Source organism: Clostridium sp., assembly GCF_029258205.1.
In the GTDB taxonomy this organism is placed as follows: domain Bacteria; phylum Bacillota; class Clostridia; order Clostridiales; family Clostridiaceae; genus Sarcina.
On record NZ_JARHZJ010000088.1, the window covers coordinates 1 to 25,490 of the forward strand.

The following is a 25,490-nucleotide window of genomic DNA, read 5'->3' on the forward strand; positions in this document are numbered from 1 at the left end:
GAAATCCAGCTAGAAAAACGTTCAGAGCAAAAAGAGATTCAAGAAGAGCTCAAACTTTCAAGGCAAGCTTACCAGGTATCGTAGAATGCCCACAATGTCATGAAATGAAAATGGCTCATAGAGTATGCAAAAACTGCGGACACTACAAAGGTAAAGAAGTAGTATCAGTTGAAGAATAAAAGAAAGTCTTATGACTTTCTTTTCTTTATATATAGGAAAAAAGGAGTGAAACTGATGAGAGTTGCTGTAGATGGAATGGGTGGAGATCATTCCCCAGGTGCAGTAGTTGAAGGGTGTGTTCAGGCATTAGAAGAATTTAAAGATATAGAAATATATATAACTGGACAAGAAGATGTCTTAAAAGAAGCTTTTTCTAAGTTTAAATATGATAAAGAAAGAGTTACTTTTATAGATGCTAAAGAAGTAATAAGTACTAATGAGCATCCTGCTATGGCTATTAAGAAGAAAAAAGACTCAAGTCTTGTTAAAGCTCTTAGACTTGTTAAAGATAATGAGTGTGAAGCAGTTATATCAGCTGGAAGTACAGGTGCATTTTTAACAGGATGTACACTTATTGTAGGAAGAATAAAAGGAGTTGAAAGGCCTGCTTTAGCGCCAGTTATGCCAGGTGAAAATGGTCCTTTTATGATAATTGATGCAGGAGCTAATGTTGATTCTAAACCTTCTTATTTAGTTCAATTCGCTAAAATGGGTGAGGTTTACTTTAAGTCTGTTATGGATGTTAATAACCCTAAGGTAGGACTAGTTAATATTGGAGAAGAAGAAGAAAAAGGTAATGACCTTACAAAGGCTACTTATCAACTTTTAAAAGAAGAAAAAGATATTAACTTTATTGGAAATGTTGAACCAAGAGAAGTTTCAACAGGAGATGTTGATGTTTTAGTTTGTGATGGATTTGTTGGAAATACTGTTTTAAAAATGTATGAAGGTGTAGCTTCTACAATATTAAGTATGATTAAATCAGAAGTTAAATCATCATTTTTAGCTAAATTAGGAGTACCATTCTTAGCGCCAGCTTTAATGAATCTTAAGAAGAAAATGGATTATAAAGAATATGGTGGGGCTCCGTTCTTAGGTGTAAAGGGAATATGTGTAAAAGCACATGGTAGTTCTGATGCAAAAGCTTTTAAGAACGCAATAAGACAGGCGAGAAAGTTCTATGAAAATGATTTGATTGGAAAATTAAGTAATGAAATTGTGAAAAAAAGCTTTGATAATCAAAAAAATATTTAAAAATTATGTCATTCGTATTGACTATACATTTTATATATAATAATATTTTATTAGATTAACTTAGGAGGTGAATTGAATGTTTGATAAATTAAAAGAAATTATTGCTGATAAATTAAGCGTAAACGAAGATGAAATAACTATGGAATCAACATTTATAGATGACTTAGGTGCAGATTCTCTTGATATAGTTGAATTAATAATGGCTCTTGAAGAAGAGTTAGAGATGGAAATCCCAGATGAAGATGCTGAGGGCTTCAAAACAGTAGGAGATGTAGTAGAATACATTACAGAGCATACAGAGAAGTAATAAAGTCCCGCAATAAGCGGGATTTTTAATTTAAGTTTATTCTTGAAGTTGTTTCAAAAACAACTTGAAGAATAAACCTTAAGGAGATGAATTTTAAGGTGAAAGATATAAATTTAATAGAAGTTGAAAAACTTATAGGAATTGAGTTTGAAAACAAAGGGGTGCTTATAACAGCATTAACGCATAGTTCATATGCAAATCAATTTAAAGATGTAAAATATAATGAAAGATTGGAGTTTTTAGGAGATTCAGTTTTACAGCTTTGTGTTACAAAATATTTGTTTAATAATTACAAAGATAAATCTGAAGGTGAATTAACAAAAATAAGAGCTTTAGTAGTTTGTGAAAATTCTTTGCATAAAATTTCAAAAAAATTATCACTAGGTAAGTATATAAGAATGAGTAAAGGTGAAGAACTAACTGGAGGAAGAGAAAGAACTTCAATACAAGCTGATGCATTAGAGGCAGTAATTGCTGCAGTTTATTTAGACAAAGGAATTGAAGTTGCAAATGACTTTATTTTAAAAAACTTTAAAGATGTTATAGATAAGGCTATAAATCAAGAAATAATCTTAGACTTTAAAACTAGATTACAAGAAGTTCTTCAAAAAAATGGAGAAGTTAATATTGTTTATAATTTAGTTAAGCATGAAGGACCTCCTCATAGAAGGAAATTCTTTACAAATCTTTTAATTAATAATGAGATTATGGGTCAAGGGGTTGGATTTAGCAAAAAAGAATCAGAGCAAAATGCAGCTAAAGCAGCACTGCAAAGGTTAGGTGAAATTAAATGGGAAAAAGACACTATATAATCCCAATTTTTGTTCCTCATGAAGGATGTCCTCATGATTGCGTATTTTGTAATCAAGGAAAAATAACTGGAGAAAATAAAGAGATTATATTAGGACCAAAGTACAAGCAAGAAAACAAGGTTAATAGTGATTTTGTAAGAAAGACAATTGAAGAATATATAGAAACAATTGGTCAAGGTGATAGAATATTAGAGGTTTCTTTTTTTGGAGGAACTTTTACTGCTATTGATATAAATAAGCAAAGAGAACTATTAGCTGTCGCAAAAGAATATAAAGACAAAGAAATTATAGATTATATAAGGTTATCTACTAGACCAGATTATATTGATGAGTTCATTTTAGATCATTTAAAAAGTTATAAAGTTGACATAATAGAACTTGGAGTTCAGTCTTTAGATAAGGAAGTATTACATAAATCAGGTAGAGGTCATGGTTACGATGAAGTTTTAAAAGCTTCGAAGTTAATTAAAGAATATGGCTTTACTTTAGGGCATCAAATAATGGTAGGTTTGCCAGAGGACACTTTTGAGAAGGATATAAAAACAACAAAAGAGTCTATAAAGATGAAACCTGATATATGTAGAATATATCCTGCCCTTACAGTGAAAAACACTCCTATGGAGGATATGTACTTAGAGGGAACTTATAAGCCATATACTTTAGAAGAGGCTGTCTCTATAAGTGTTAAACTTTATAAGCTATATAAAGAAAATAATATACAGGTTATAAGAATTGGTTTGCAGCCTACAGATAATATAGCTTTAGGTAAGGATATTGTAGATGGACCTTTTCATCCTGCTTTTAGAGAATTAGTAGAGAGTAGTATTATAAATGAAAATATATATAATATCTTAAAAGATAAAAGTGGAGAGGTAACTATAAGAATTAGTAATAAATCAGTTTCTAAGCTTTATGCTGATAAAAAGAGATACTTCAATGAACTTAAAGACAAGGCACAAAATTGTAATTTGAAGGTTAAAGTAGATAATTCTATGGAAGTAGATAAAATAAATATAGAAGTAGAATCAAAAGTATATAAAATAGATTTATAATTATTATATGCCTTGGAGTTAATCTCTAAGGCTTTTTTTATTGATATTTTAATTAGCATAATATAAACTTATACCATGAGGAGTGAAGTAAAGTGAGAAAAACTACGAGAGACAGAGTTATAAAAATTACTATTATTTTTGTTGTTATATGCTTTTTAGCAACTTTATTACCAATTATGTTTATATAAGGATAGGAGTGAATATATGTTTTTAAAATCTCTTGAGATAAGGGGATTTAAATCATTTGCTGATAAAACAGAATTAAATTTTAAAAAAGGAATAACGGCTATAGTTGGGCCTAATGGAAGTGGAAAAAGTAATGTATCAGATAGCGTAAGATGGGTTTTGGGAGAACAAAGTGCTAAAACCTTAAGAGGAGCTAAGATGGAAGATGTAATCTTTACTGGTACAGAATATAGAAAGCCTATAGGATATGCACAGGTTTCTTTAACTTTAGACAATTCTTCAGGGGAACTCCCTTTAGATTATTTAGATGTAAAAGTTACTAGAAAATTATTCCGTTCTGGAGAAAGCGAATATTTAATAAATAATTCTCCTTGTAGATTAAAAGATGTTGTAAACCTATTTATGGATACGGGAATAGGAAAAGAAGGGTATTCGCTTATTGGTCAAGGTAAAATAGATAGTATTTTAAGTGGCAAGCCAGAAGAGAGAAGAGCTATTTTAGAGGAAGCTGCAGGTATTGTAAAGTTTAAATCTAGAAAAGTTGAAGCTGAGAAAAAGTTAAAGAATACAGAAGAAAACTTAGTTAGAATAAATGATATAATTTTTACTTATGAGGAAAGATTAGGGCCTTTAGAAGATGAAAAAAATAAAGCTTTAAGATATTTAGAGCTTTCTAATGAATTAAAGAACAAAGAGATATCATCTATTATGAGTGAATTACATAATATTGATGAGGTTATATTAAAGCAAAAAGAAAAGATAAAAGATTTAATAGCTTTTAATGATAAGCAAAAAGAAAAATATAAAAAAGAAAGAGAGAAAATGTTTGTTTTAAAGGAAGAGTTAGACTCTTTAGAAGGCAACCATTCTAAAAAGCAAGAAGAATATTTTGATAAAAAGGAAGAAATAAATAAAAGTTTAGGAAAAGTAAATCTTTTAAATGAAAGAATTAAAAATATAGATGAATCAATTCTTAAAAACAAAGAAGAGTTAGAAGAAAATAAGAAGAAATTAAATACATTAATGAAGGAAAAAAAATCTATAGAGAAAGATTTTTTTTCAAACAAAAATAATTTTGAAAAAGAATTACAAGAAATTGATATTTTAGAAAAAGAAGTTGATGAACTTAATTTAAAATTTATTTCCAAGGAAAAAGAAATTAAAAAGATAAAGGATGAGGAATTAGAACTTTTAAAAAAGATTTCTTTATCTAAAAATAAAATGATAATGTTAGAAAGTGAATTAAGTAACATAAATGAAAAACTTGATTCATCAAAAAGCAAACAGATAAATTATGATAATTCATTAAAAATTAATTTAGCAACTAAATTAACTCTTCAAAAAGAGTTTCAAATTATAGAAGAAGAAAAGAAAGATAAAGAAAGAGAATTAAGGGAAAAAGAAGAGCAATTTAGAGAAGGCTTAAAAGTTATTAAAGAAACTCAAGCTAAACTTAATCAGATTTTATTAAAGGTAAATAAGATTGAAGCTAATAAAGAAATGTTAAATAAGCTAGAAAAGCAATATGAAGGATACAACATTTCAGTAAAAAAAATAATGGCTAGTGTAGATGCTGGACGTGTTAAAATAAATAAAAACAAATGCAAAGTTTTAGGAGAGGTTGTGGAAACTAAGGCTGGATATGAAACTGCCATTGAAGTAGCCTTAGGTGGAAGTATTTCTAATATTATAACTGAAGATGAGGAAGTTGCCAAAGTGCTTATTAATCATCTTAAAGAAAATAAGTTAGGAAGAGCTACATTCTTACCATTATCAATAATAAGTGGTAAGAAGTTAGAACTTAGCAAAAATATAGTTGAAAGCAAAGGATTCTTAGGAGTAGCTTCAGATTTAGTAAATTTTAAAGAGCTTTATAGCAATGTAATAAATTATGTATTAGGTAAAACCATAATATGTGATAATATAGATAATGCTATAAAAATTGCTAAAATGCTTAATTATAGACATAAGATTGTTACGCTGTCTGGTGAGGTTGTAAATGCTGGTGGAGCACTTACAGGTGGTAGCCTTTATCAAAAAAACACAGGTATAATGTCTAGAAAAAATGAAGTTAAAGCTTTAGAGGATGAATTAGGTAGAGTAAAAAATGATGAACATATACTAACTAAAGAATTAGAAAAGTTAAATAAGGATCAAGAAGAATTAAGTAGTAAAAAACAAGAATTTATAGATAAAATATATGAAAAAAATTTAGAATTAGCAGACTTAAATAACAAGATTAAAAATATTAATGATGAAACTTTTAAAATAAAAAATTCTATAAAATCTTTAGAACTAGAGCTTAAGGATATTGATTCAAGAAAGATTAAGCTAGTTAAAGAAATTGAAATTGTTAATGAAAAAATTAGTGAATTTGAAAATAAAGAAGTAACTAATTTAGAAAAAGTGAAAGAATTAGATAAGAAACGTGAAGAACTTTCAAAAACTCTTTCTAAATATAAAGATAAGCTTACTAATATGAAAATAAATAAGGCTAAACTTCAAGAGGTTATTGAAGGAAGAGAAAAGGAAGCTAATAGAATAAATTCTTCTATAGAAGAAGTAGAAAATAAACTTCTAAATATTATTAAATATTTAGAGGATATAAAATCTAATAAGGAAGAAAGTAAAAAAGAAATAGTTTTATGTGAGAAGTTTATAAAGAAAGAAGAAGTAAATATAATTACTCTTGAAGAGAATTTTAAATCCTTTGAACTTAAAAAAGGTAAGTTAAAAGAGACAATAAGCTCTGTTGAAAATATATTGGAAGTTCTTTCAGTTGAAATAGCTAAAAAGGAAGAAGAAATTCATAAAAATGATATAACTTATACAAAACAAGAGAATGAAAAAAATATTTTAAATAAAAGACTTTTAGAGGAATTTAATACAAATTTTGAAGGTGAGAAAAATAGATTTAAGCCTATTGAAGATATGGATTCTCATAAGGTAAGAATATCAACTCTTAAAGCTAGAATAACTGCTTTAGGAAATGTAAATGTAAATGCCATTGAAGAATTTAAAGAAATATCAGAGAAGTATAATTTTATGGCAACAGAAAGAGATGACTTAGAAAAGGCTAAGGAAGAACTTTTAAATGTTATAGAAGAAATGACATCTAAGATGAGAGTGGTGTTTAGACAAAACTTTAATATATTAAATAAGCTATTTGATGAAACCTTTAAAGAATTATTTAAAGGTGGTAGTGCAAAACTTGTTTTAGGTGATGGTGATGAACTTACAGGAAATATAGATATAAATGTTCAGCCTCCAGGAAAGAAGCTTCAGAATATTAATCTTATGTCTGGAGGAGAGAAGGTTTTATCGGCTATAGCCTTATTATTCTCCATATTAAAGATGAAACCTACACCATTTTGTATTTTAGATGAAATTGAGGCTGCCTTAGATGATGCCAATGTAAGAAGATATGCAGAGTTCTTAGGCAAGTTTAGAGAGAATACTCAGTTTATAGTAATAACACATAGAAAAGGTACTATGGAAGCTGCTGATGTTATGTATGGAGTTACTATGGAAGAGAAAGGTATATCTAAAATTGTTTCAGTAGATTTAGATAAATAGAGGAGGACAAAAAATGTTTGGAAAATTATTTGATAAATTAAAAACTGGATTAACAAAAACAAGAGATAACTTAACAGATAAAATAAATGAGGCTTTAAATTTAGCTGTAACTATAGACGATGATATGTATGAGGAACTTGAAGAAGCACTTATAATGTCAGATATAGGAATGGATACTACTGTTGAAATAATTGATAGATTAAAAGCTAAAATAAGAAAAGAAAAGATAAATGATGTTGAAATGGTTAAACCAGCCTTAAAAGAAGTTATTGCAGAAATGATGCTAGAAGGAGACTTTGAAGAGGAAGATGAGGATAACGAAAAGAAAGTTATGCTTATAATAGGAGTTAATGGAGTTGGTAAGACTACTTCAATAGGTAAGATAGCAGCTAGAAATAAAAATAATGGTAAAAAAGTATTATTAGCAGCTGCAGATACATTTAGAGCTGCTGCCATAGATCAATTAGATATATGGAGTCAAAGAGCTAATGTAGATATAGTTAAGCATCAAGAAGGATCAGACCCTGCGGCAGTAGTTTTTGATGCCGTACAGGCTGCTAAAGCTAGGGATATAGATTTACTAATATGTGATACTGCTGGAAGACTTCATAATAAGAAAAATCTTATGGATGAATTAGCTAAAATAAATAGAATAATAGATAGAGAATTAGGAGATAGAAAAAAAGAAACTCTTCTAGTGTTAGATGGTACAACAGGTCAAAATGCAGTTATACAAGCAAAACAATTTATGGAAGCTTGTCCTATTGATGGAATTATATTAACTAAGTTAGATGGGACAGCTAAGGGTGGAGTTGTTATATCAATAAAAAATACTTTAAACATACCAGTTAAATATATTGGTGTTGGAGAAGGTGTAGAGGATTTACAAAAATTCAATGCTAAGGAATTTGCAGAAGCATTATTATAAGAAAAAATATTTAGAAAAATTATTAATCATAAATGAATAGATAGTATTTTATATAAGTAATCATCAGCTTTTTAAGTATAAATATCCAAAAAATAAGTGTTAAGTAAAAATACTTGACACTTATAAAATTATTTGTTATTATCTTATTCGTGAGCAAGGTGATTATATGGAAAATAGATTTGAAATATCAATGTTAATAGATTACTATGGAACATTGCTTACGGAAAAGCAGTTTAATGTTATGACCCTTTATTACAATGAAGATTTGTCACTAGCAGAGATTGCTGAAATCAATAAAACCAGTAGGCAAGCAATTTATGATTTAATCAAAAGATGTTGTAAGCAACTTCATTCTTATGATGAAAAACTTAAATTATCAAAAAAAATTGATAAAAGGTATAGAATTAAAGAAGAGCTTATGGCAGAATTAAATAAGAACTCTAATTTAGATTATTATATTAAAAAATATATAGATGAGAAATTAGAGGAAATTATAAACGCTTAGGAGGGTTAAGCATGGCTTTTGATGGATTAGCGTCTAAATTACAAGATACGCTTAAAAAATTAAAGGGTAAAGGTAAGCTAACAGAAAAAGATATAAAAGAAGCCATGAGAGAAGTAAAGCTTGCACTTTTAGAGGCAGATGTTAACTTCAAGGTGGTAAAAAAGTTTATATCAAGTGTTAAAGATAAATGTGTTGGTGAGGAAGTATTAAATAGTTTAACTCCAGGTCAACAGGTTATTAAAATTGTTAATGAAGAACTAACAACTCTTATGGGAGAAACTGAGAGTAAATTAAAATACTCAGATAATGGACCAACTGTTTTCATGTTGGTAGGTCTTCAAGGTGCAGGTAAAACAACTATGGCTGGAAAACTTGCATTGCACTTAAGAAAGAAAAACAAAAAGCCATTACTTGTGGCTTGTGATATATATAGACCTGCAGCTATAAAGCAATTGCAGGTTGTAGGAAAACAAATAGACATACCAGTGTTCTCAATGGGAGATAAGGTGAAGGCTGTAGATATTGCAAAAGCTGCAATAGAGCATGCCAAAGACAATGGAAATAACGTTGTTATAATAGATACTGCTGGTAGACTTCATATAGATGAAGATTTAATGCAAGAGTTAAAAGATGTTAAAGAAGTTTCAAATCCTAGTGAAATATTATTAGTAGTTGATGCTATGACAGGTCAAGATGCTGTTAATGTAGCAGAGACATTTAATAACTCATTAGATCTTTCAGGAATAATATTAACAAAATTAGATGGTGATACAAGAGGTGGTGCTGCTCTTTCAATAAGAGACATTACTGGTAAGCCAATTAAATTTGTTGGTGTTGGTGAAAAGATGAGTGATATTGAAGTGTTCCATCCAGATAGAATGGCTTCAAGAATATTAGGAATGGGAGATGTCCTTTCTTTAATAGAAAAAGCTCAACAGGCTATTGATCAAGATGAAGCAAGTAAATTAAGTGAAAAAATGTTAAATCAAGAATTTAACTTTGATGATTACTTAGCAGCTATGGATCAAATGAAAAAGCTTGGACCTATAAATAAATTGATAGAAATGATTCCAGGTGTTAATACAAAGGAGCTTGAAGGTATTGATTTTTCTCAAGGAGAAAAACAAATGGATACAGTTAAGGCAATCATACAATCAATGACAGCTAAAGAAAGAAAACAACCTTCTTTAGTAATAGGAAATGGTTCAAGAAAAAGAAGAATAGCTAAAGGTTCTGGTACAACAGTACAAGAAGTAAATAAAATATTAAAAGGTTATGAAATGATGAAAAAGCAAATGAAGCAAATGAAATCATTACAAAAAAATGTTAGCAAAAAGGGATTTTTAAGTAAACTTCCTTTTATGAAATAAATTGAACACACTTTTGAAGGAGGTGAAAATATAATGGCAGTTAAAATAAGATTAAGAAGAATGGGTGCTCACAAAGCTCCTTTCTACAGAGTAGTTGTTGCTGATTCAAGAAGTCCAAGAGACGGAAGATTCATCGAAGAAATAGGATACTACAACCCAATCGCTAAGCCAGAAGCTGAAGTTAAAATAGATGCTGAAAAGGCTGCTAAGTGGTTAGAAAATGGTGCACAACCAACTGATATAGTTAAAAAGTTATTCAACGAAGCTGGTATAAAATAGTTTTCCTAGGGGGTGAATCTACTTATTTTTAAGTGGGAATAATATGAAAGAATTAGTTGAAATAATTGCTAAGTCACTTGTAGATAAACCTGAGGATGTTCATGTAAATGAAATCTTAGGAGAAGAATCAATCATATTAGAACTAAAGGTATCACCTGAAGATATGGGAAAAGTTATTGGAAAGCAAGGTAGAATTGCAAAATCTATCAGAACAGTAGTGAAAGCTGCTGCAATTAAAGAGAATAAAAAAGTTGTAGTAGAAATCATTTAATAAGAGTTAGGTATTTCCCTAACTCTTATTTTATATACAGAAAAGGGGTGTAATAATGGAAGATTTATTAGTAATTGGTGAAATAATAAACACTCATGGTTTAAGAGGCGAAATGAAAGTTATGCCTTTAACTCAAGATATGAGAAGATTTGATTATTTAGAATATGTTATTTTAAAAGGAAAAAAAGTTAAAGTAGAGGGCGTAAAATACTTTAAAGATAAAATTATACTTAAATTAGAAGGAATAAATTCAATAGAGGAAGCTGAAAAATTAAAGAGAACTTATTTAGAAATAGAACGTGAAGATGCTATAGAACTTGAAGAAGATGAATATTTCATAGTTGATTTAGTTGGATGTACTGTTATTGATACAGAAGGATTTGAGTATGGAAAAATCAAAGATGTAATTCAAACGCCAAGTAATGATGTTTATTGGGTTCAAGGAAAGAAGGAAATATTAGTTCCAGTACTAAAGGATATAGTTTTAGATATTAATATGAATGAAAAAATAATTACTATAAGACCTTCTGGAGAGTGGCAATATGAAGATTAATATTCTTACGTTGTTCCCAGAGATGTTTGATATATTTAAATATAGCATAATAGGAAGAGCTAGGGAAAATGGTTTTCTAAATATAGAGACTGTAAATATAAGAGATTATACTTTAAATAAGCATAAAAAGGTAGATGATTATCCTTATGGTGGAGGAGCGGGAATGGTTATGACTCCTCAGCCAGTTGTAGATGCTATAAAGGCTGTTAAAGAAAAAAATAAGGGTAAAGTTATATTTTTAGGACCAAGAGGTAAAACTTTTAATCAAGAAATGGCTAAGGAACTTTCTAAAGAAGAAGAGCTAGTTTTTGTTTGTGGACACTATGAAGGTATAGACCAGAGAGTTTATAAATATTTTGATTTAGAAATTTCTCTTGGAGATTTTGTGTTGACAGGTGGAGAAATGGCATGTATTCCAGTTATTGATAGTATATCTAGATTAGTGCCAGGTGTTTTAGGAAGTGAAGAAAGTTTCCAAGATGAAAGTTATTATGATGGGACTTTAGAATATCCACAATACACAAGACCTTTTGAATTTAAGGGAGAGAAAGTTCCTGAGATTCTTATGTCAGGTCATCATGAGAATATAAGAAAGTGGAGAAGAAAACAATCACTTCTTATAACTAAAGAAAGAAGACCAGATATGTTTGAAAAAATTAAACTTTCAAAAGAAGACATAAAATTGTTAAAATCAAAATAAATATATTGATTAAAGTACACAAGTATGATAAAATAAAATTTGTGCTAGTACCGGCGGTCCTCTGTCACAGAGTGTGTTAAGAACGTCAAAATTTTAGAAGATATCAAGGAGGAATGCACAATGAACGAAATAATAAGAGCAATCGAAAAAGAACAAATCAGAGAAGATTTAACTCAATTCAACATAGGTGACACTATAAAAGTTCACGTTAGAATTAAAGAGGGTAATAGAGAAAGAATCCAAGTATTTGAAGGAACTGTTATCAAAAAACAAAACGGTGGATTAAGAGAAACTTTTACAGTAAGAAGAGTTGCTTACGGTGTAGGTGTTGAAAGAACTTTTCCAATAAACGCTCCAATCATCGATAAGATTGATGTTGTAAGAAGAGGTAAAGTAAGAAGAGCTAAATTATTCTACTTAAGAGACAGAGTAGGTAAAGCTGCTAAAGTTAAAGAGTTAACTAGATAATTTAAACATAAACTGGGACTAGTGAATAGTCCCATTTTTTGTTTGTATAAAAATATTAGAATTTTACTTTAAACAATATTGATTTAATTTGTTTACGATATACATTGAATATAACCTAAAATAAAAAATAGAAAGGTGATTTATTATGGCAATAAACTGGTTCCCTGGCCATATGGTCAAAACGAAGAGAGAAATACAAAATAATTTAAAGCTTGTAGATGCTGTTATAGAAATTAGAGATGCTAGAATACCTAAATCTTCTAAAAATCCAGATATAGATGTTCTATGTGCTGGTAAACCTAGAGTAATACTTTTAAATAAGAGTGACTTAACTGATCCTAAAGTAACTAAAGCTTGGAAAGAAAGTCTAACTAATGATGAAACAATTGTTTTAGAAGTAAACGCTTTAAAAGGTGAAGGATTAAATGATATAAAACCTGCTCTTTTAAAACTTTTAAAAGAGAAACATGATAGATTGAAAGCTAAAGGGTTAGCTAAAATAACTACGAGAGCTATGGTTGTTGGAATTCCTAATGTTGGTAAATCAACATTTATAAATAAAATGGCTAAAAACAATATAGCTAAAACTGGAGATAGACCTGGTGTTACTAAGAATAAACAATGGATAAAAACTAAATTAGGTATAGAATTAATGGATACACCAGGAGTTTTATGGCCTAAATTTGAGGATGAGACTGTTGGATTAAATTTAGCATTTACTGGAGCTATAAAAGACGAAATAATGGATACTGAAGAATTAGCTCTTAAACTAGTTGAAAGGCTTCAAGAGACAAATCCAGAAGAATTAATGACTAGATATAAACTTACAGAACTTCATGAAAATCCATTAGATAATTTAGATGCTATAGCTAGAAAAAGAGGTGCTATAATGTCAGGTAATCAAATTGATTATAATAGAATTGCAGGAATAATTTTAGATGAATTTAGAGGCGGAAAAATAGGAAAAATATCTTTAGAAAAACCAGAATAGGAAGTAGGGTTTATTATGGATAATTTAATAAAAGATATGAGAGAAAATTTAAATTCATACTCTTTTAAAGTAGTAAGCGATTTAGTAAAAGAGTTAGGTGTAAACAGAGCCAATAAAGCACAAATAAAAGAACTTGCTGATTTGTTAAAAGAGGATAAAAGAAAAAATGTATCATCCTTAGGAAATAGATTAGAGAAAAAACTAAACAATCTTATTAAAGAAGAAGAAAGAGTAAAAAATATGTATCTTTTTGATAAGAGTTTTGGTGATTATAATTATGTAGCTGGAGTTGATGAGGTTGGAAGAGGACCTTTAGCTGGTCCTATAGTTTCAGCAGCGGTGATATTAGATTCTAGTGATTTAGATGATATAATTTTTTACATAAATGACTCAAAAAAATTATCAGAACATAAAAGAGAAGCGTTAAGTGAGATCATAAAAGAGAAAGCCTTAAGCTATTCTATTTCAATGTGTGATAGCAAGGAAATAGATGAAAAAGGTATAGGATACTGTAATAATGAAGTATTCATAAAAGCTTGTGAAGGACTAAGCATAAAGCCAGATTTAGTTCTTTCTGATGGATATTTAATAAAGAACTTTAATGGAGAAAATAAGCATGTTATAAAAGGTGACACAAAAAGTGCTTGTATAGCTTGTGCTTCAATAATTGCAAAAGTTTATAGAGATAATATTATGAAAAAATATCATAAAAAATATCCACAATATGATTTTGAAAAAAATGTTGGTTATGGAACTAAGACTCATGTAGATACTTTAAAAGAATTGGGACCTACAGAAATTCATAGAATGAGTTTTTTAAAGAATATCCTGTAGTTATACTCTAAAAGCATCTTTTAAAAAGTTTAATTCGTACTTAGAACTATCAATATGAAAGTTAATTTCAATAACATCAAATCTAATATAATAATTGTAGAGTTTTTTTATATGTACATAGTATTTTGCTACATTTATTATTCTACGTTGTTTAGAGCAGGTTACTGATTCTTTGGGATTACCAAAGGAGTTAGAAAACCTGCTTTTTACTTCTATAAAAGAAATTATTTCATTTTTAATAGCAATAATATCAATTTCTCCAGAGGAACAAATAAAGTTTTTTTCTAAAATTGAATATCCCTCTTTTTCTAAGAATTTTGCGCTTAAATCCTCTCCATAAAAACCTATAGATTTATTATATTTTTTCATTTAAATCACCTCTATTAAATTTTTAACAATTAAGTGAAAGGTTAAACATTTTAAAATTTTAATGATTAAAAAATTTTTTTATGGTTAGTATGATTTTTGAAAGTATATCTTTTAAAGAAGGTGATTATATGTCTGTAAGTTTAAAAAGTTCAACTTTAATAGGAATAGAAGGTGTAATTGTTAATATAGAGGTTGATATAAGTAAAGGGTTACCAAGCTTTACCTTGGTTGGCTTAGCTGATGCTTCCGTTAGAGAGGCTAAGGAGAGAGTAAGAGCGGCTATTTTAAACAGTGGTTATGAATTTCCTTTAGGGAGAATAACAGTGAATTTGGCTCCAGGTAATTTAAGAAAGGTAGGAACTGGATTTGATCTTCCTATAGCTTTAGCTATATTAATTGAGAGTGGTCAAGTTAAAAGTGGAATTTTAGAGAATACTGTTTATTTAGGAGAATTGTCTTTAGATGGTCATCTTAGGGCTGTCAATGGAGCTTTGTGTTCTGTTATATCTGGGGTTGAAAATAACAATGATAAGTTTATTATACCAATGGAAAATTTAAGAGAATGTTCTTTTGTTGATAATATTAATTTATATGGTTTCTCTCATTTAAAAGAGGTAGTTGGATTTTTAACTTATAGAGATGTGCTACCTTATAAAAGAGAAGATGAAATTTGTATGTCAGAGGAAGATGATTCCTTTAATGAGATTTGTGGGCAAGAAAGTGCAAAGAGAGCTATGATAATTGCAGCAGCAGGAAATCATAATGTTATTTTACAAGGTCCTCCAGGTTCAGGTAAAACAATGCTTGCTAAAGGGATTAAATCTTTATTGCCAGAACTTAATAAAAAAGAAATGCTAGAAACAACTAGGATATATAGTGTTTCAGGTCTTTTAAATAATATTCAAGGAAAAATTGAAAGACCATTTAGAAATCCTCATCATACTGCAACAAGGGTATCTCTTATAGGTGGAGGAAGAGATTTAAGGGTAGGAGAAGTTACTTTAGCTCATAATGGTATTTTGTTTTTAGATGAACTTTTAGAATTTGATAGAAGAACATTGGAATGTTTAAGGGAACCTATGGAAAATGGAGAGATAACTATATCTAGGAATTTAGGAAGTGTAACATATCCAGCTGAAGTCATGCTCATAGGAGCCTTTAATCCATGTCCATGTGGAAATTACTTAAGTGGTTATGAAGGAAGAATATGTACTTGTAGTGAATATGAAAGGATTAAATATAGAAATAGACTTTCTAAGGCTATGTTAGATAGAATAGATATTTTTACTTCTGTTAGATATGCTTCCTATAATGAATTGAATTCAAATAATAAAAAAGAAAATTTAGATGATATAAGAAATAAAATTAAGGAAGCAAGAGAAAGACAAAAATTTAGATTTAAAGACTTAGAAATAACTTATAATTCTCAGATGAAACATAGACATATTCAAAGTTTAATAAGATTAGATCAAGAATGTCATGAAGTTTTAAATAATATATATACAAGATTTTCTTTAAGTAGTAGGGCTTTAGACAGAATTATAAAATTATCTAGAACCATAGCAGATATGAATGGCAGTGAAGATATCAAAAAAAGTAATATTTATGAAGCTCTTAATTATAGAAAAAATTTAGAGGGAGAGGTTATATAAATGAAAGAGGTTGATTTAAATTATAAAATATGGTTTGGAAGTTTAAAGATTTCAAACAATATAAAAATAGAACTTTTAAATCAATTAGGAAATGAAGAAAATATATACATACATAGAAAAGATATAGAGGAAACAGGAATTAAATGCGCTAGTAAATTTAAAAATGAGATTGATATTGATTTGAATAGTAGAGTAATTAATGATATAAATAATAAAGACTATAAAATAGTAACATATTTAGACAAAGACTATCCCAAAAGACTTAAAAATATAGATGAACCTCCATACATTCTTTTTTATAAGGGAGATTTAGAAAGAGCTGAAGATACCAATGTTGCCATTGTTGGATCAAGGAAATGTGATTCATATGGCAAAAGATGTGCTAACCTTATAGCTTCAGGAGTGGGAAAAGCAGGAGTTGGAATAGTAAGTGGTGGAGCCTTTGGGGTTGATACTGAAGCACATAAAAAGTGTGTTGAAGAAAATTTTTATAATATTGCTGTTTTTGGTTGTGGAATAAATTTAGATTATCCTGTATATAATAGAGAATTGTATAAAAAAATAATTAAAAATGGATGTATAATTAGTGAATTTTTTCCTGATACACCACCTCTTAGATATAATTTTCCTCAAAGGAATAGAATAATAAGCGGATTATCTGAAGCAGTTATAGTGGTTCAGGCTGGAGAAAAAAGTGGGTCTTTAATAACTGCAAATTATGCTATAAATCAAGGGAAGGATGTTTTTGCAGTTCCTGGAGATGTATTTTCTTCTCAGAGTAAAGGTTGTAATAATCTTATAAAAGATGGAGCAGGTATATTTACTAATATAGGTGATTTATTAAATTCAATACCTTTTAAAATGAAAAAAGAAGGAAAATGTAATAAAGATGGCAAAAAAGAGGAGAATTCAGATATTAATCAGTTGCTTTTAAGTATATTAGAGAATAATATTCTACATATAGACGATATTATAAGAGTAACAAATATTGACACATCTATCATATATGAGTTATTATGTGAATTGCAATTTGAAAATAAAATAGAAGTTATACCAGGAGATTATTATACAAAAATAATATGATAGTTTGAGGGGGTGAACACTCTGGATTTAATTCAGAGTTTACGATGGGTCAAAAATTAGTAATTGTTGAGTCACCAGCTAAAGCAAAGACAATAGAAAAATATTTAGGGAAAAATTATGTAGTCGAAGCTTCCATGGGACATGTAAGAGATTTGCCAAAAAGCCAATTAGGCGTTGATATAGAAAATGAATATAATCCCAAATATATAACAATAAGAGGAAAAGGTGAACTTTTAAGCAAACTTAGAAAGTTAGCTAAAAAAAGTGATAAGATATATCTTGCAACTGACCCTGATAGAGAAGGGGAAGCAATATCTTGGCATTTAGCTAATGTTCTTAAGATAGATGAAAACGAGAATTGTAGAATAGAATTTAATGAAATAACAAAAGGTGCTGTTAAAAATTCAATAAAGCATCCAAGAAAAATAAATTCTAATTTAGTAGATGCTCAGCAAGCAAGAAGAGTGTTAGATAGATTAGTTGGATATGAAATAAGTCCAATTCTATGGAGAAATGTAAAATGGGGATTGAGTGCTGGAAGAGTTCAGTCAGCAGCATTAAAGCTTATATGTGACAGAGAAGAAGAAATAAAGAAGTTCAATCCAGAAGAGTATTGGACTGTTGATGTTAAACTTAAAAAAGGTAAGAAGTCTTTTCCTGTTAAGTTAACAACTAAAAATAAGAAAAAGATAGAAATAAAAAATAAAGAGCAAGCAGATCAAATAATAGATGAACTTAAAGAAGATGAATATATAGTAAGCAAGATAAAAAAAGGAACTAAAAATAAAAATCCTTTAGCCCCATTTACTACAAGTACTCTTCAACAAGAGGCAAGTAAAAAACTTAACTTTATGACAAAGAAAACAATGTCAGTAGCTCAACAACTTTATGAAGGAGTTGAGGTGAAAAAATTTGGAACTGTAGGTTTAATAACTTATATGAGAACTGATTCAGTTAGAATATCAAAGGAAGCTCAAGAAAAAGCACTTAACTTTATAGATGAAACATATGGGAAAGAGTATGTGCCAGAGGAGCCAAGAGTATATAAAGGAAAGAAAAATATACAAGATGCGCATGAAGCTATAAGACCTACATATGTTGAAATAACACCAGAGATTGCTAAGGCAAACTTAAGTAATGATCAATATAAGTTATACACTTTAATATGGAAAAGATTCATAGCAAGTCAAATGGCTACATGTATATTAAATACACATAGCTTAGAGATTAAAAATGGAGATTATACATTGAGAGCTAGTGGATCTACTATAAAATTCGATGGTTTCATGAAAGTTTATGAGTATATATCAGGAGAAGAGGAAGAATCAGTACTTTTACCTGAATTAGAAGAAAATGAAGTTTTAAAAGAAGAATCAATTGAAGGTAAACAACATTTTACTCAACCACCTGCTAGATATTCAGAGGCTGCTTTCGTTAAGCTTTTAGAGGAAAAAGGTATTGGAAGGCCAAGTACTTACGTTCCAACAATATCTACATTGATAAGTAGAAAATACGTAGATAGAGAGAAAAAGATTCTTATACCTACAGAATTGGGTTTTATAGTAAATGATATACTTTCAAATTATTTTAAGCAGATAGTTGATACTGACTTTACTGCAGAAATGGAAGTTAAACTTGATAATGTTGAAGCTGGAAAAGAAAGTTGGACTCATATAGTAGATGAATTCTTTACTCCATTAAAAGAAGATATAGAAAAGGCAGAAAAGGAGATATCTAAGATTATTATAGAAGATAAAGTTAGTGATGTACCTTGTGATAAATGTGGAAGACTTATGGTTATTAAGCATGGAAGATTTGGAGACTTCTTAGCTTGTCCAGGGTATCCTGAATGTCAAAATACAAAACCTATAGTTGAAGAGGTTGATGCAAATTGTCCATTATGTGGAGGGAAAATTTTAGTTAAGAGAAGTAAAAAGGGAAATAGGTTCTATGGATGTAGTAATTATCCAGAGTGCAATTTCGTAAGTTGGTATGAACCAACAAATGAAAAATGCCCAGAATGTGGTTCATATATGGTTAAGAGATATTCTAAGAGTAAAGGTGAATATTTACAGTGTAGTGATAAAGAATGTAAATATGAAAAAATAATTGAAAAAAGCAATGATGAAAATAATTTAGAAAAGTAGTTTTTAGTCCTTATCTCCATTAGCATTACTGGTTGAAATGAAGTATTTACTATGTTAATATTTAAATAATGAGGTTAATATAGAATATTTTAAAAATTCTGAAATTTACATCTTTTGTAAAATGGTGCGAGGAGGATATAATGTCAACACTACTTAGTAAAACTAGAAGATTAAATAAGATTTTACAAAAATCAGGTACTGAAGCTATAGATTTTGGAGATATATGCCAATTATTGAGTGATGTTATGGTGTGCAACGTATATTTAGTTGGAAGAAAAGGTAGAATATTAGGTTATTCTTTTTCTGAAAAATTTGAATGTGACATAATGAAAGAGAAAGTTGTTGTTGATAGAAAATTTCCACAAGACTATAATAATAAATTAATAAACATTCAAGATACAATTGCCAATATACCTAATAAAGGTATATGTGTTTTTGAAGGGGTAGGAGAATGTTTAATATCTAAAAAAATATCAACTATTGTTCCTATAGTTGGCAATGGAGAAAGATTAGGTACTTTATTATTAGCTAGGTTTGGGGAAGAATTTAATGAGGATGACTTAGTTTTAGCAGAATATAGTGCTACAATAGTTGGGATGGAGCTTCTAAGAGTTAGACAAGGTGAAATAGAAGAAGAAGCTCGTAAAAAAGCAGTAGTTCAATTAGCTATTGGAACTTTATCTTACTCAGAGTTAGAAGCTGTAGAACATATTTTTAATGAATTAAATGGAGATGAAGGATTATTAGTAGCTTCTAAGATAGCTGATAAAGTTGGAATAACTAGATCAGTTATAGTAAATGCTCTTAGAAAATTTGAGAGTGCAGGAGTTATTGAATCAAGAAGTCTTGGAATGAAGGGTACTCATATAAAAATATTAAACGAAAAGTTAATGTATGAACTTAAAAAGATAAAATAATATTTGAAGAAGGTGTTTATTACATCTTCTTCTTTTTTTTATATAATAAGCTAATAATACATGAAATAAACATAAATTTATTACTTACATATTTCATAAGAAATTTAATAGAAATAAGTAATTCTTTATAATTAATTAGTCTTTTTGAGTATATTTATAGATAATTTGATATAAAATTTAATTATATGAAAAGTTTAATGGTGACATAATATTATTTTATAAAACTTTGAAAAATCTTGTTGATACTTTTATAACCCTATGTTATACTATCAAAGGTAACAAATACACACATTATCGAATCTATAAGCTGGTGCTACTTTAAGTAGTGCTTATAGTAAAGAAGATAGTGGAGGAAATAACCAATCTAGGAGGAAAAATAATGTCAGTAATTTCAATGAAACAATTATTAGAAGCTGGTGTTCATTTCGGACATCAAACAAGAAGATGGAACCCTAAAATGGCTCCTTACATCTTTACAGAAAGAAACGGTATATACATAATCGATTTACAAAAAACTGTAAAGAAAGCTGAAGAAGCTTACAACTTTATAAGAGAAGTATCAGAAGCTGGTAAAGACGTAATATTCGTTGGTACTAAGAAACAAGCTCAAGAAGCTGTTAAAGAAGAAGCAGAAAGATCAAACATGTACTTCGTTAACCACAGATGGTTAGGAGGAATGTTAACAAACTTCGCAACTATAAAAACAAGAATAAACAGATTAAACAAATTAGATGAAATGGAACAAGACGGAACATTTGACGTTTTACCTAAAAAAGAAGTAATAAAGTTAAAACTTGAAAGAGAAAAATTACAAAGAAACTTAGGTGGAATCAAAGAACTAGACGCTTCAAACATAGGAGCTATGTTTGTTGTTGATCCAAGAAAAGAAAAGAATGCAATAGCAGAAGCTAAAATATTAGGAATCCCAGTAGTAGCTATAGTTGATACTAACTGTGATCCAGAAGAAGTTGACTACGTAATTCCAGGAAATGACGATGCTATAAGAGCAGTTAAATTAATAGCTAGCAAAATGGCAGACGCTATAATTGAAGGAAGACAAGGCGAGCAATTAGCAGAGTAATATTAAGATAAATACTGAAAAGGTAGATGAGGCTCTCTGCTTCGTTTACCTTTTTAATTAAATAGTCAGGAGGAATTTCAATGATAACAGCTAAAGCAGTTAAAGAGTTAAGAGAAAGAACTGGCGCAGGAATGATGGATTGTAAAAAAGCGCTAACTGAAACTAATGGAGATATGGAAAAAGCAGTTGAAATTTTAAGAGAAAAAGGATTAGCAGCTGCAGCTAAAAAAGCTGGAAGAGTAGCAGCTGAAGGTATCGTTAAAACTTACGTATCAGAAGATATGAAAAAAGGTTCAATAGTTGAAATCAACTGTGAAACTGACTTCGTTGCTTTAAACGAAGAGTTCGTTGGATTTGCAGGAAGAGTAGCAGAATTAGTTGCTAACTCAAATGTAAACACTGTAGAGGAATTATTAGCAGAAAAATTAGACGGAGACAAGACTGTTCAAGAAGTTTTAACTGAATTAATCGCTAAAATCGGTGAAAACATGAGCGTAAGAAGATTCGAAAGATTTTCTGTTGAAAATGGATTAGTTCAAAGCTACATTCACGGTGGCGGAAGAATAGGTGTTATGGCTGAATTAGCATGTGAAGCTTCATCACCAGTATTAGCTGAAGTTGCTAAAGATGTTTGTATGCAAATAGCTGCTGCTAACCCATTATTCTTATCAGAAGCTGATGTTGATCAAGAATCTTTAGAAAAAGAAAAAGAAATATACAGAGCTCAAGCTCTTAATGAAGGTAAACCAGAGCACATCGTTGATAAGATGGTAATGGGAAGAATCAAAAAATACTGTAAAGAAGTTTGTCTTTTAGATCAAGCTTGGGTAAAAGATGGCGATAAGTCAATAGCTAAATTATTAGAAGAAAAATCAAAAGAAGTAGGTTCTCCAATAACTATAATTAAGTTCGTAAGATTCGAAAGAGGAGAAGGAATCGAAAAGAAAGAAGAAAACTTCGCTGAAGAAGTAGCTAAAATGGGCGGAAAATAATAACATAAGAGAACACATTGTGTTCTCTTTTTTTAGAATATAGATATAAAAAATTAACAAAAATAGAGAATTCAGCTTTTTGGAGGTTTAAGATGGGAAGTTGTAAATACAAAAGAGTTATGCTTAAGTTATCAGGTGAGGCTTTAGCAGGTGAAAATGGTTTTGGGATAGACTTTAACATAGCAATGGACATAGCAAAAGCTGTAAAAGAGCTTGTTGATATGGGAATAGAAGTAGGTGCAGTTGTCGGTGGAGGAAACATATGGAGAGGTAGAAGTGGAGAAGGTATGGACAGAACTACTGCTGATTATATGGGAATGTTAGCTACTTCAATAAATGCTTTAGCACTTCAAGATTCATTAGAATCTTTAGGAGTAGACACTAGAGTACAAACTGCTATAGAAATGAAGGAAATAGCAGAGCCATATATCAGAAGAAGAGCTATGAGACATTTAGAAAAAGGTAGAGTAGTAATATTCGGAGCAGGAACAGGAAATCCTTATTTTTCAACTGATACAGCTGCAGCATTAAGAGCAGCTGAAATAGAAGCTGATGTAATATTATTAGCTAAAAAAGTTGATGGAGTTTATGACAAAGATCCACATAAATACGATGATGCTAAAAAATATGATGAATTGTCATATATAGAAGTACTTGAGCAAGGATTACAAGTAATGGATTCAACTGCAACATCACTTTGTATGGATAATAACATACCTATATTAGTATTTGCTTTAGATAATCCTGAAAACATCAAAAGAGTTGTTTTAGGAGAAAATATAGGAACAATAGTAAGCAAAAAATAAGGAGGAGTTTTAAATGATTAAGGACGTTATAAAAAAATCAGAAGAAAAAATGAATAAAACTATAAATTCTTTAAATTCAGAATTAGCTACAATGAAAGCTGGAAGAGCTAACCCAACTATGTTAGATAGAATTCAAGTTGAGTATTATGGAAGTATGTGTCCTTTAAATCAAGTAGCTAATGTTTCATCACCAGAACCGAGATTGTTAGTTATAACACCTTGGGAAAAACCGATGCTTAAGGAAATAGAGAAAGCTATCTTAAAATCAGATTTAGGAATCAATCCTAATAATGATGGTGCTATAATAAGACTTTTAGTTCCAGAATTAACTGAAGAAACTAGAAAAAATTTAGTTAAAAATGTTAAAAAAGTTGGAGAGCAAGCTAAAGTTGCTATAAGATCTATAAGAAAAGATGCAAATGATAAAGTTAAAAACTTCAAAAAAGAAGGAACTATAACTGAAGATGAAATGAAAAAGGGTGAAGATGACATTCAAAAATTAACAGATAAGTTTGTTAAAGAAATAGATAGTATAGTGGTAGCTAAAGAAAAAGAGATTATGTCAATTTAATTTAAAAAAACCTGCTCTTTAGCAGGTTTTTTATTTTATAATTGAATTATAAGGAGGAACCTTCTATGTTAGATTTTTTTGGTAAAAAAGTAAATGAAGATTCAGAAGAAATAGTTCTAAGTAAAGAGAAAATGCCAAAACATATTGCTATAATAATGGATGGTAATGGAAGATGGGCAAAAAAAAGAGGGCTTCCAAGAACTATGGGACATAGAGCTGGTGTTAAGACTATAAAAACTATTGTAAAAGAATGTGATAAATTAGGAGTTAAATATCTAACTTTATATGCTTTCTCTACTGAAAATTGGAAAAGACCCAAAGATGAAGTCGATGCTCTTATGAAGTTAGTTGTTGAATTCATAAAAAATGAAATTGATGAACTTCATCAAAACGGAGTAAAGGTACAAACTATTGGTGATTTATCAAAATTCCCGGAAAAACCCAAAAAAGCTATAATTGGGGCTATGGAAAAGACCAAAAATAATAATGGTGTAGTTTTAAGTTTAGCATTAAATTATGGGGGAAGAAATGAAATAGTTAAAGGTATAAAGTCTGTAATAGAAGATGTTCAAGCTGGTAAAATAAGTACAGAGGATGTAAATGAAGATATGTTTAATGAATATCTTTATACTAAAGGAATGCCAGATCCAGATCTTATAATAAGACCAAGTGGAGAACAAAGACTTAGCAACTTCTTATTATGGCAATGTGCATACTCAGAATTTTGGTATTCTCAAATAAACTGGCCAGATTTTAATGGCAAAGATTTAAGAAAAGCTATTTTTGATTATCAAAATAGAGATAGAAGATTTGGTGGAATTAAATAATGAGGTGATTTGGGTGAAATCTAATAGCAGATATGTAGGAGCACTTATAATGGCTCCGTTTATTGCTTTTATATTCCTAGGAGGAATTTGGCTTAAGTTATTTACTATTGTTCTGTCTTTTGCAGGATTATATGAATATTATAAAACTGTTAAAGTAGCAAAATTAAAGCCTATTTCTATAGCAGGATATATATTATTAATATTATATTACTTAACTTCAAATAATTTTGAAATGTTATCATTTTTAATAATACTAGCTACATTTATATTACTTTGTGTTCCTATACTTGATATTGAATACACATTTATAGATGTTGCAGTTACTATTTTAGGATTTATATATGTAGGAGTTTTCTTTAGCTTCATACACTTAGTAAACATCAAAGAAGGTGGACAATACCTAGTTTGGTTAATATTCCTATCATCATGGCTTTGTGATACTACTGCATATTATTCAGGTAGATTCTTTGGTAAACATAAATTATGCCCAAAGGTTAGTCCTAAGAAGACTATAGAAGGTTCTATAGGAGGAATATTAGGAAGTACATTAGCTTGTGGAATATTTGGTATAATAATATATAATAGTTTTTCTCTAATACCTATATATCATTACTTTATAATAGGTATATTATGCGGAGTATTCTGTCAGTTTGGTGATTTAGTTGCTTCATCAATAAAGAGATACGCAGGAATAAAAGATTATAGTAATTTAATACCAGGACATGGTGGAATATTAGATAGATTTGACAGTATATTATTTGCTGGAACAATAGTATTCTTTTATTTAACACTTGTCTTAAAATTTTAATGCTTTAGATTTTCTAAAGCATTTTTTTATAAAATTTTTTATTTATATTTATTTTTAGAGATAAATATTTTCATTATATATTTAATTTAAAAAGAAAAATATAAGGTTATTGATAGAATATTAAGTAATAACTTGAGTATATTTATTATGT

General features: G+C 29.1%; 28 protein-coding genes. 27 read left to right on the forward strand and 1 reads right to left on the reverse strand.

Annotated features, from left to right (window positions below):
* From rpmF to rnhB, 17 genes are all read left to right on the forward strand, one after another.
* A partial coding sequence (rpmF, locus tag Q1J60_RS10630) for a 50S ribosomal protein L32 (RefSeq protein ID WP_300262168.1) occupies positions 1-179 on the forward strand: 179 nt, incomplete at its 5' end.
* A gap of 55 nt (positions 180-234) precedes the next feature.
* Positions 235-1,254 (forward strand): phosphate acyltransferase PlsX, encoded by a 1,020-nt coding sequence (plsX, locus tag Q1J60_RS10635; RefSeq protein WP_300261953.1) that lies wholly within the window; start codon positions 235-237, stop codon positions 1,252-1,254.
* Positions 1,255-1,330: 76 nt separating this feature from the next.
* On the forward strand, positions 1,331-1,561 hold the full coding sequence (gene acpP / locus Q1J60_RS10640; protein ID WP_003458423.1) for an acyl carrier protein: 231 nt from the start codon (positions 1,331-1,333) through the stop codon (positions 1,559-1,561).
* Between the two features lie 98 nt (positions 1,562-1,659).
* Entirely contained in the window at positions 1,660-2,373 is a 714-nt protein-coding gene (gene rnc / locus Q1J60_RS10645) for a ribonuclease III (protein ID WP_423249130.1), read from the forward strand.
* Complete coding sequence (locus tag Q1J60_RS10650) at positions 2,352-3,425, forward strand: elongator complex protein 3 (protein ID WP_300261958.1); 1,074 nt, start codon at positions 2,352-2,354, stop codon at positions 3,423-3,425. Before rnc ends, Q1J60_RS10650 begins: the two co-directional genes overlap by 22 nt.
* A 92-nt stretch (positions 3,426-3,517) precedes the next feature.
* Complete coding sequence (locus Q1J60_RS10655) at positions 3,518-3,613, forward strand: DUF4044 domain-containing protein (protein WP_300261961.1); 96 nt, start codon at positions 3,518-3,520, stop codon at positions 3,611-3,613.
* A 16-nt stretch (positions 3,614-3,629) separates the two neighbouring features.
* Positions 3,630-7,187, forward strand: coding sequence for a chromosome segregation protein SMC (gene smc / locus Q1J60_RS10660; RefSeq protein WP_300261964.1), 3,558 nt, complete (start codon positions 3,630-3,632; stop codon positions 7,185-7,187).
* A 13-nt stretch (positions 7,188-7,200) separates the two neighbouring features.
* Positions 7,201-8,115: a signal recognition particle-docking protein FtsY gene (gene ftsY / locus Q1J60_RS10665; RefSeq protein ID WP_300261967.1), complete on the forward strand. Its 915-nt coding sequence runs from the start codon at positions 7,201-7,203 to the stop codon at positions 8,113-8,115.
* Positions 8,116-8,281: 166 nt separating this feature from the next.
* Positions 8,282-8,620, forward strand: a complete 339-nt coding sequence (locus Q1J60_RS10670; RefSeq protein ID WP_300261969.1) for a putative DNA-binding protein — start codon at positions 8,282-8,284, stop codon at positions 8,618-8,620.
* An 11-nt stretch (positions 8,621-8,631) separates the two neighbouring features.
* The gene (ffh, locus tag Q1J60_RS10675) at positions 8,632-9,990 is read left to right on the forward strand and encodes a signal recognition particle protein (RefSeq protein ID WP_300261972.1); all 1,359 of its coding nucleotides are present in this window, start codon (positions 8,632-8,634) and stop codon (positions 9,988-9,990) included.
* Between the two features lie 33 nt (positions 9,991-10,023).
* Positions 10,024-10,269: a 30S ribosomal protein S16 gene (rpsP, locus tag Q1J60_RS10680; protein WP_300261974.1), complete on the forward strand. Its 246-nt coding sequence runs from the start codon at positions 10,024-10,026 to the stop codon at positions 10,267-10,269.
* A gap of 43 nt (positions 10,270-10,312) precedes the next feature.
* The gene (locus Q1J60_RS10685; protein WP_300261977.1) at positions 10,313-10,540 is read left to right on the forward strand and encodes a KH domain-containing protein; all 228 of its coding nucleotides are present in this window, start codon (positions 10,313-10,315) and stop codon (positions 10,538-10,540) included.
* Positions 10,541-10,595: 55 nt separating this feature from the next.
* Positions 10,596-11,093: a ribosome maturation factor RimM gene (gene rimM / locus Q1J60_RS10690; protein ID WP_300261979.1), complete on the forward strand. Its 498-nt coding sequence runs from the start codon at positions 10,596-10,598 to the stop codon at positions 11,091-11,093.
* A complete protein-coding gene (gene trmD, locus Q1J60_RS10695) occupies positions 11,083-11,793 on the forward strand; it encodes a tRNA (guanosine(37)-N1)-methyltransferase TrmD (protein WP_300261980.1) in 711 nt (236 codons plus the stop codon). The genes rimM and trmD overlap by 11 nt, the downstream gene beginning before the upstream one ends.
* A 120-nt stretch (positions 11,794-11,913) precedes the next feature.
* Positions 11,914-12,261 carry a 50S ribosomal protein L19 gene (gene rplS / locus Q1J60_RS10700; protein WP_003449446.1) on the forward strand — a complete coding sequence of 116 codons (348 nt, stop codon included), beginning with the start codon at positions 11,914-11,916 and terminating at the stop codon, positions 12,259-12,261.
* A gap of 145 nt (positions 12,262-12,406) precedes the next feature.
* Positions 12,407-13,252, forward strand: coding sequence for a ribosome biogenesis GTPase YlqF (gene ylqF / locus Q1J60_RS10705; RefSeq protein WP_300261982.1), 846 nt, complete (start codon positions 12,407-12,409; stop codon positions 13,250-13,252).
* A gap of 15 nt (positions 13,253-13,267) precedes the next feature.
* The gene (gene rnhB / locus Q1J60_RS10710; RefSeq protein ID WP_300261984.1) at positions 13,268-14,086 is read left to right on the forward strand and encodes a ribonuclease HII; all 819 of its coding nucleotides are present in this window, start codon (positions 13,268-13,270) and stop codon (positions 14,084-14,086) included.
* On the opposite strand, the gene Q1J60_RS10715 is transcribed toward rnhB, so the two are convergent.
* Positions 14,087-14,455, reverse strand: a complete 369-nt coding sequence (locus tag Q1J60_RS10715; protein ID WP_300261987.1) for a YraN family protein — start codon at positions 14,453-14,455, stop codon at positions 14,087-14,089.
* Positions 14,456-14,583: 128 nt separating this feature from the next.
* Between Q1J60_RS10715 and Q1J60_RS10720 the strand changes: the two genes are divergently transcribed.
* From Q1J60_RS10720 to Q1J60_RS10765, 10 genes are all read left to right on the forward strand, one after another.
* Positions 14,584-16,107 carry a YifB family Mg chelatase-like AAA ATPase gene (locus Q1J60_RS10720; RefSeq protein ID WP_300261991.1) on the forward strand — a complete coding sequence of 508 codons (1,524 nt, stop codon included), beginning with the start codon at positions 14,584-14,586 and terminating at the stop codon, positions 16,105-16,107.
* Positions 16,108-17,190: a DNA-processing protein DprA gene (gene dprA, locus Q1J60_RS10725; RefSeq protein ID WP_300261994.1), complete on the forward strand. Its 1,083-nt coding sequence runs from the start codon at positions 16,108-16,110 to the stop codon at positions 17,188-17,190.
* A 44-nt stretch (positions 17,191-17,234) separates the two neighbouring features.
* Entirely contained in the window at positions 17,235-19,337 is a 2,103-nt protein-coding gene (topA, locus tag Q1J60_RS10730) for a type I DNA topoisomerase (protein ID WP_300262004.1), read from the forward strand.
* A 140-nt stretch (positions 19,338-19,477) separates the two neighbouring features.
* Positions 19,478-20,254, forward strand: coding sequence for a GTP-sensing pleiotropic transcriptional regulator CodY (gene codY / locus Q1J60_RS10735; protein ID WP_300262006.1), 777 nt, complete (start codon positions 19,478-19,480; stop codon positions 20,252-20,254).
* Between the two features lie 379 nt (positions 20,255-20,633).
* A complete protein-coding gene (rpsB, locus tag Q1J60_RS10740) occupies positions 20,634-21,335 on the forward strand; it encodes a 30S ribosomal protein S2 (protein WP_300262008.1) in 702 nt (233 codons plus the stop codon).
* A gap of 80 nt (positions 21,336-21,415) precedes the next feature.
* A complete protein-coding gene (gene tsf, locus Q1J60_RS10745) occupies positions 21,416-22,327 on the forward strand; it encodes a translation elongation factor Ts (RefSeq protein ID WP_300262009.1) in 912 nt (303 codons plus the stop codon).
* 92 nt (positions 22,328-22,419) lie between these two features.
* Positions 22,420-23,133: a UMP kinase gene (gene pyrH / locus Q1J60_RS10750; RefSeq protein ID WP_300262011.1), complete on the forward strand. Its 714-nt coding sequence runs from the start codon at positions 22,420-22,422 to the stop codon at positions 23,131-23,133.
* A gap of 13 nt (positions 23,134-23,146) precedes the next feature.
* Entirely contained in the window at positions 23,147-23,704 is a 558-nt protein-coding gene (gene frr, locus Q1J60_RS10755; RefSeq protein WP_300262013.1) for a ribosome recycling factor, read from the forward strand.
* A 65-nt stretch (positions 23,705-23,769) separates the two neighbouring features.
* Positions 23,770-24,531: an undecaprenyl pyrophosphate synthase gene (uppS, locus tag Q1J60_RS10760; protein WP_300262015.1), complete on the forward strand. Its 762-nt coding sequence runs from the start codon at positions 23,770-23,772 to the stop codon at positions 24,529-24,531.
* A 13-nt stretch (positions 24,532-24,544) separates the two neighbouring features.
* A complete protein-coding gene (locus Q1J60_RS10765) occupies positions 24,545-25,339 on the forward strand; it encodes a phosphatidate cytidylyltransferase (RefSeq protein WP_300262017.1) in 795 nt (264 codons plus the stop codon).
* Positions 25,340-25,490 lie beyond the last annotated feature (151 nt).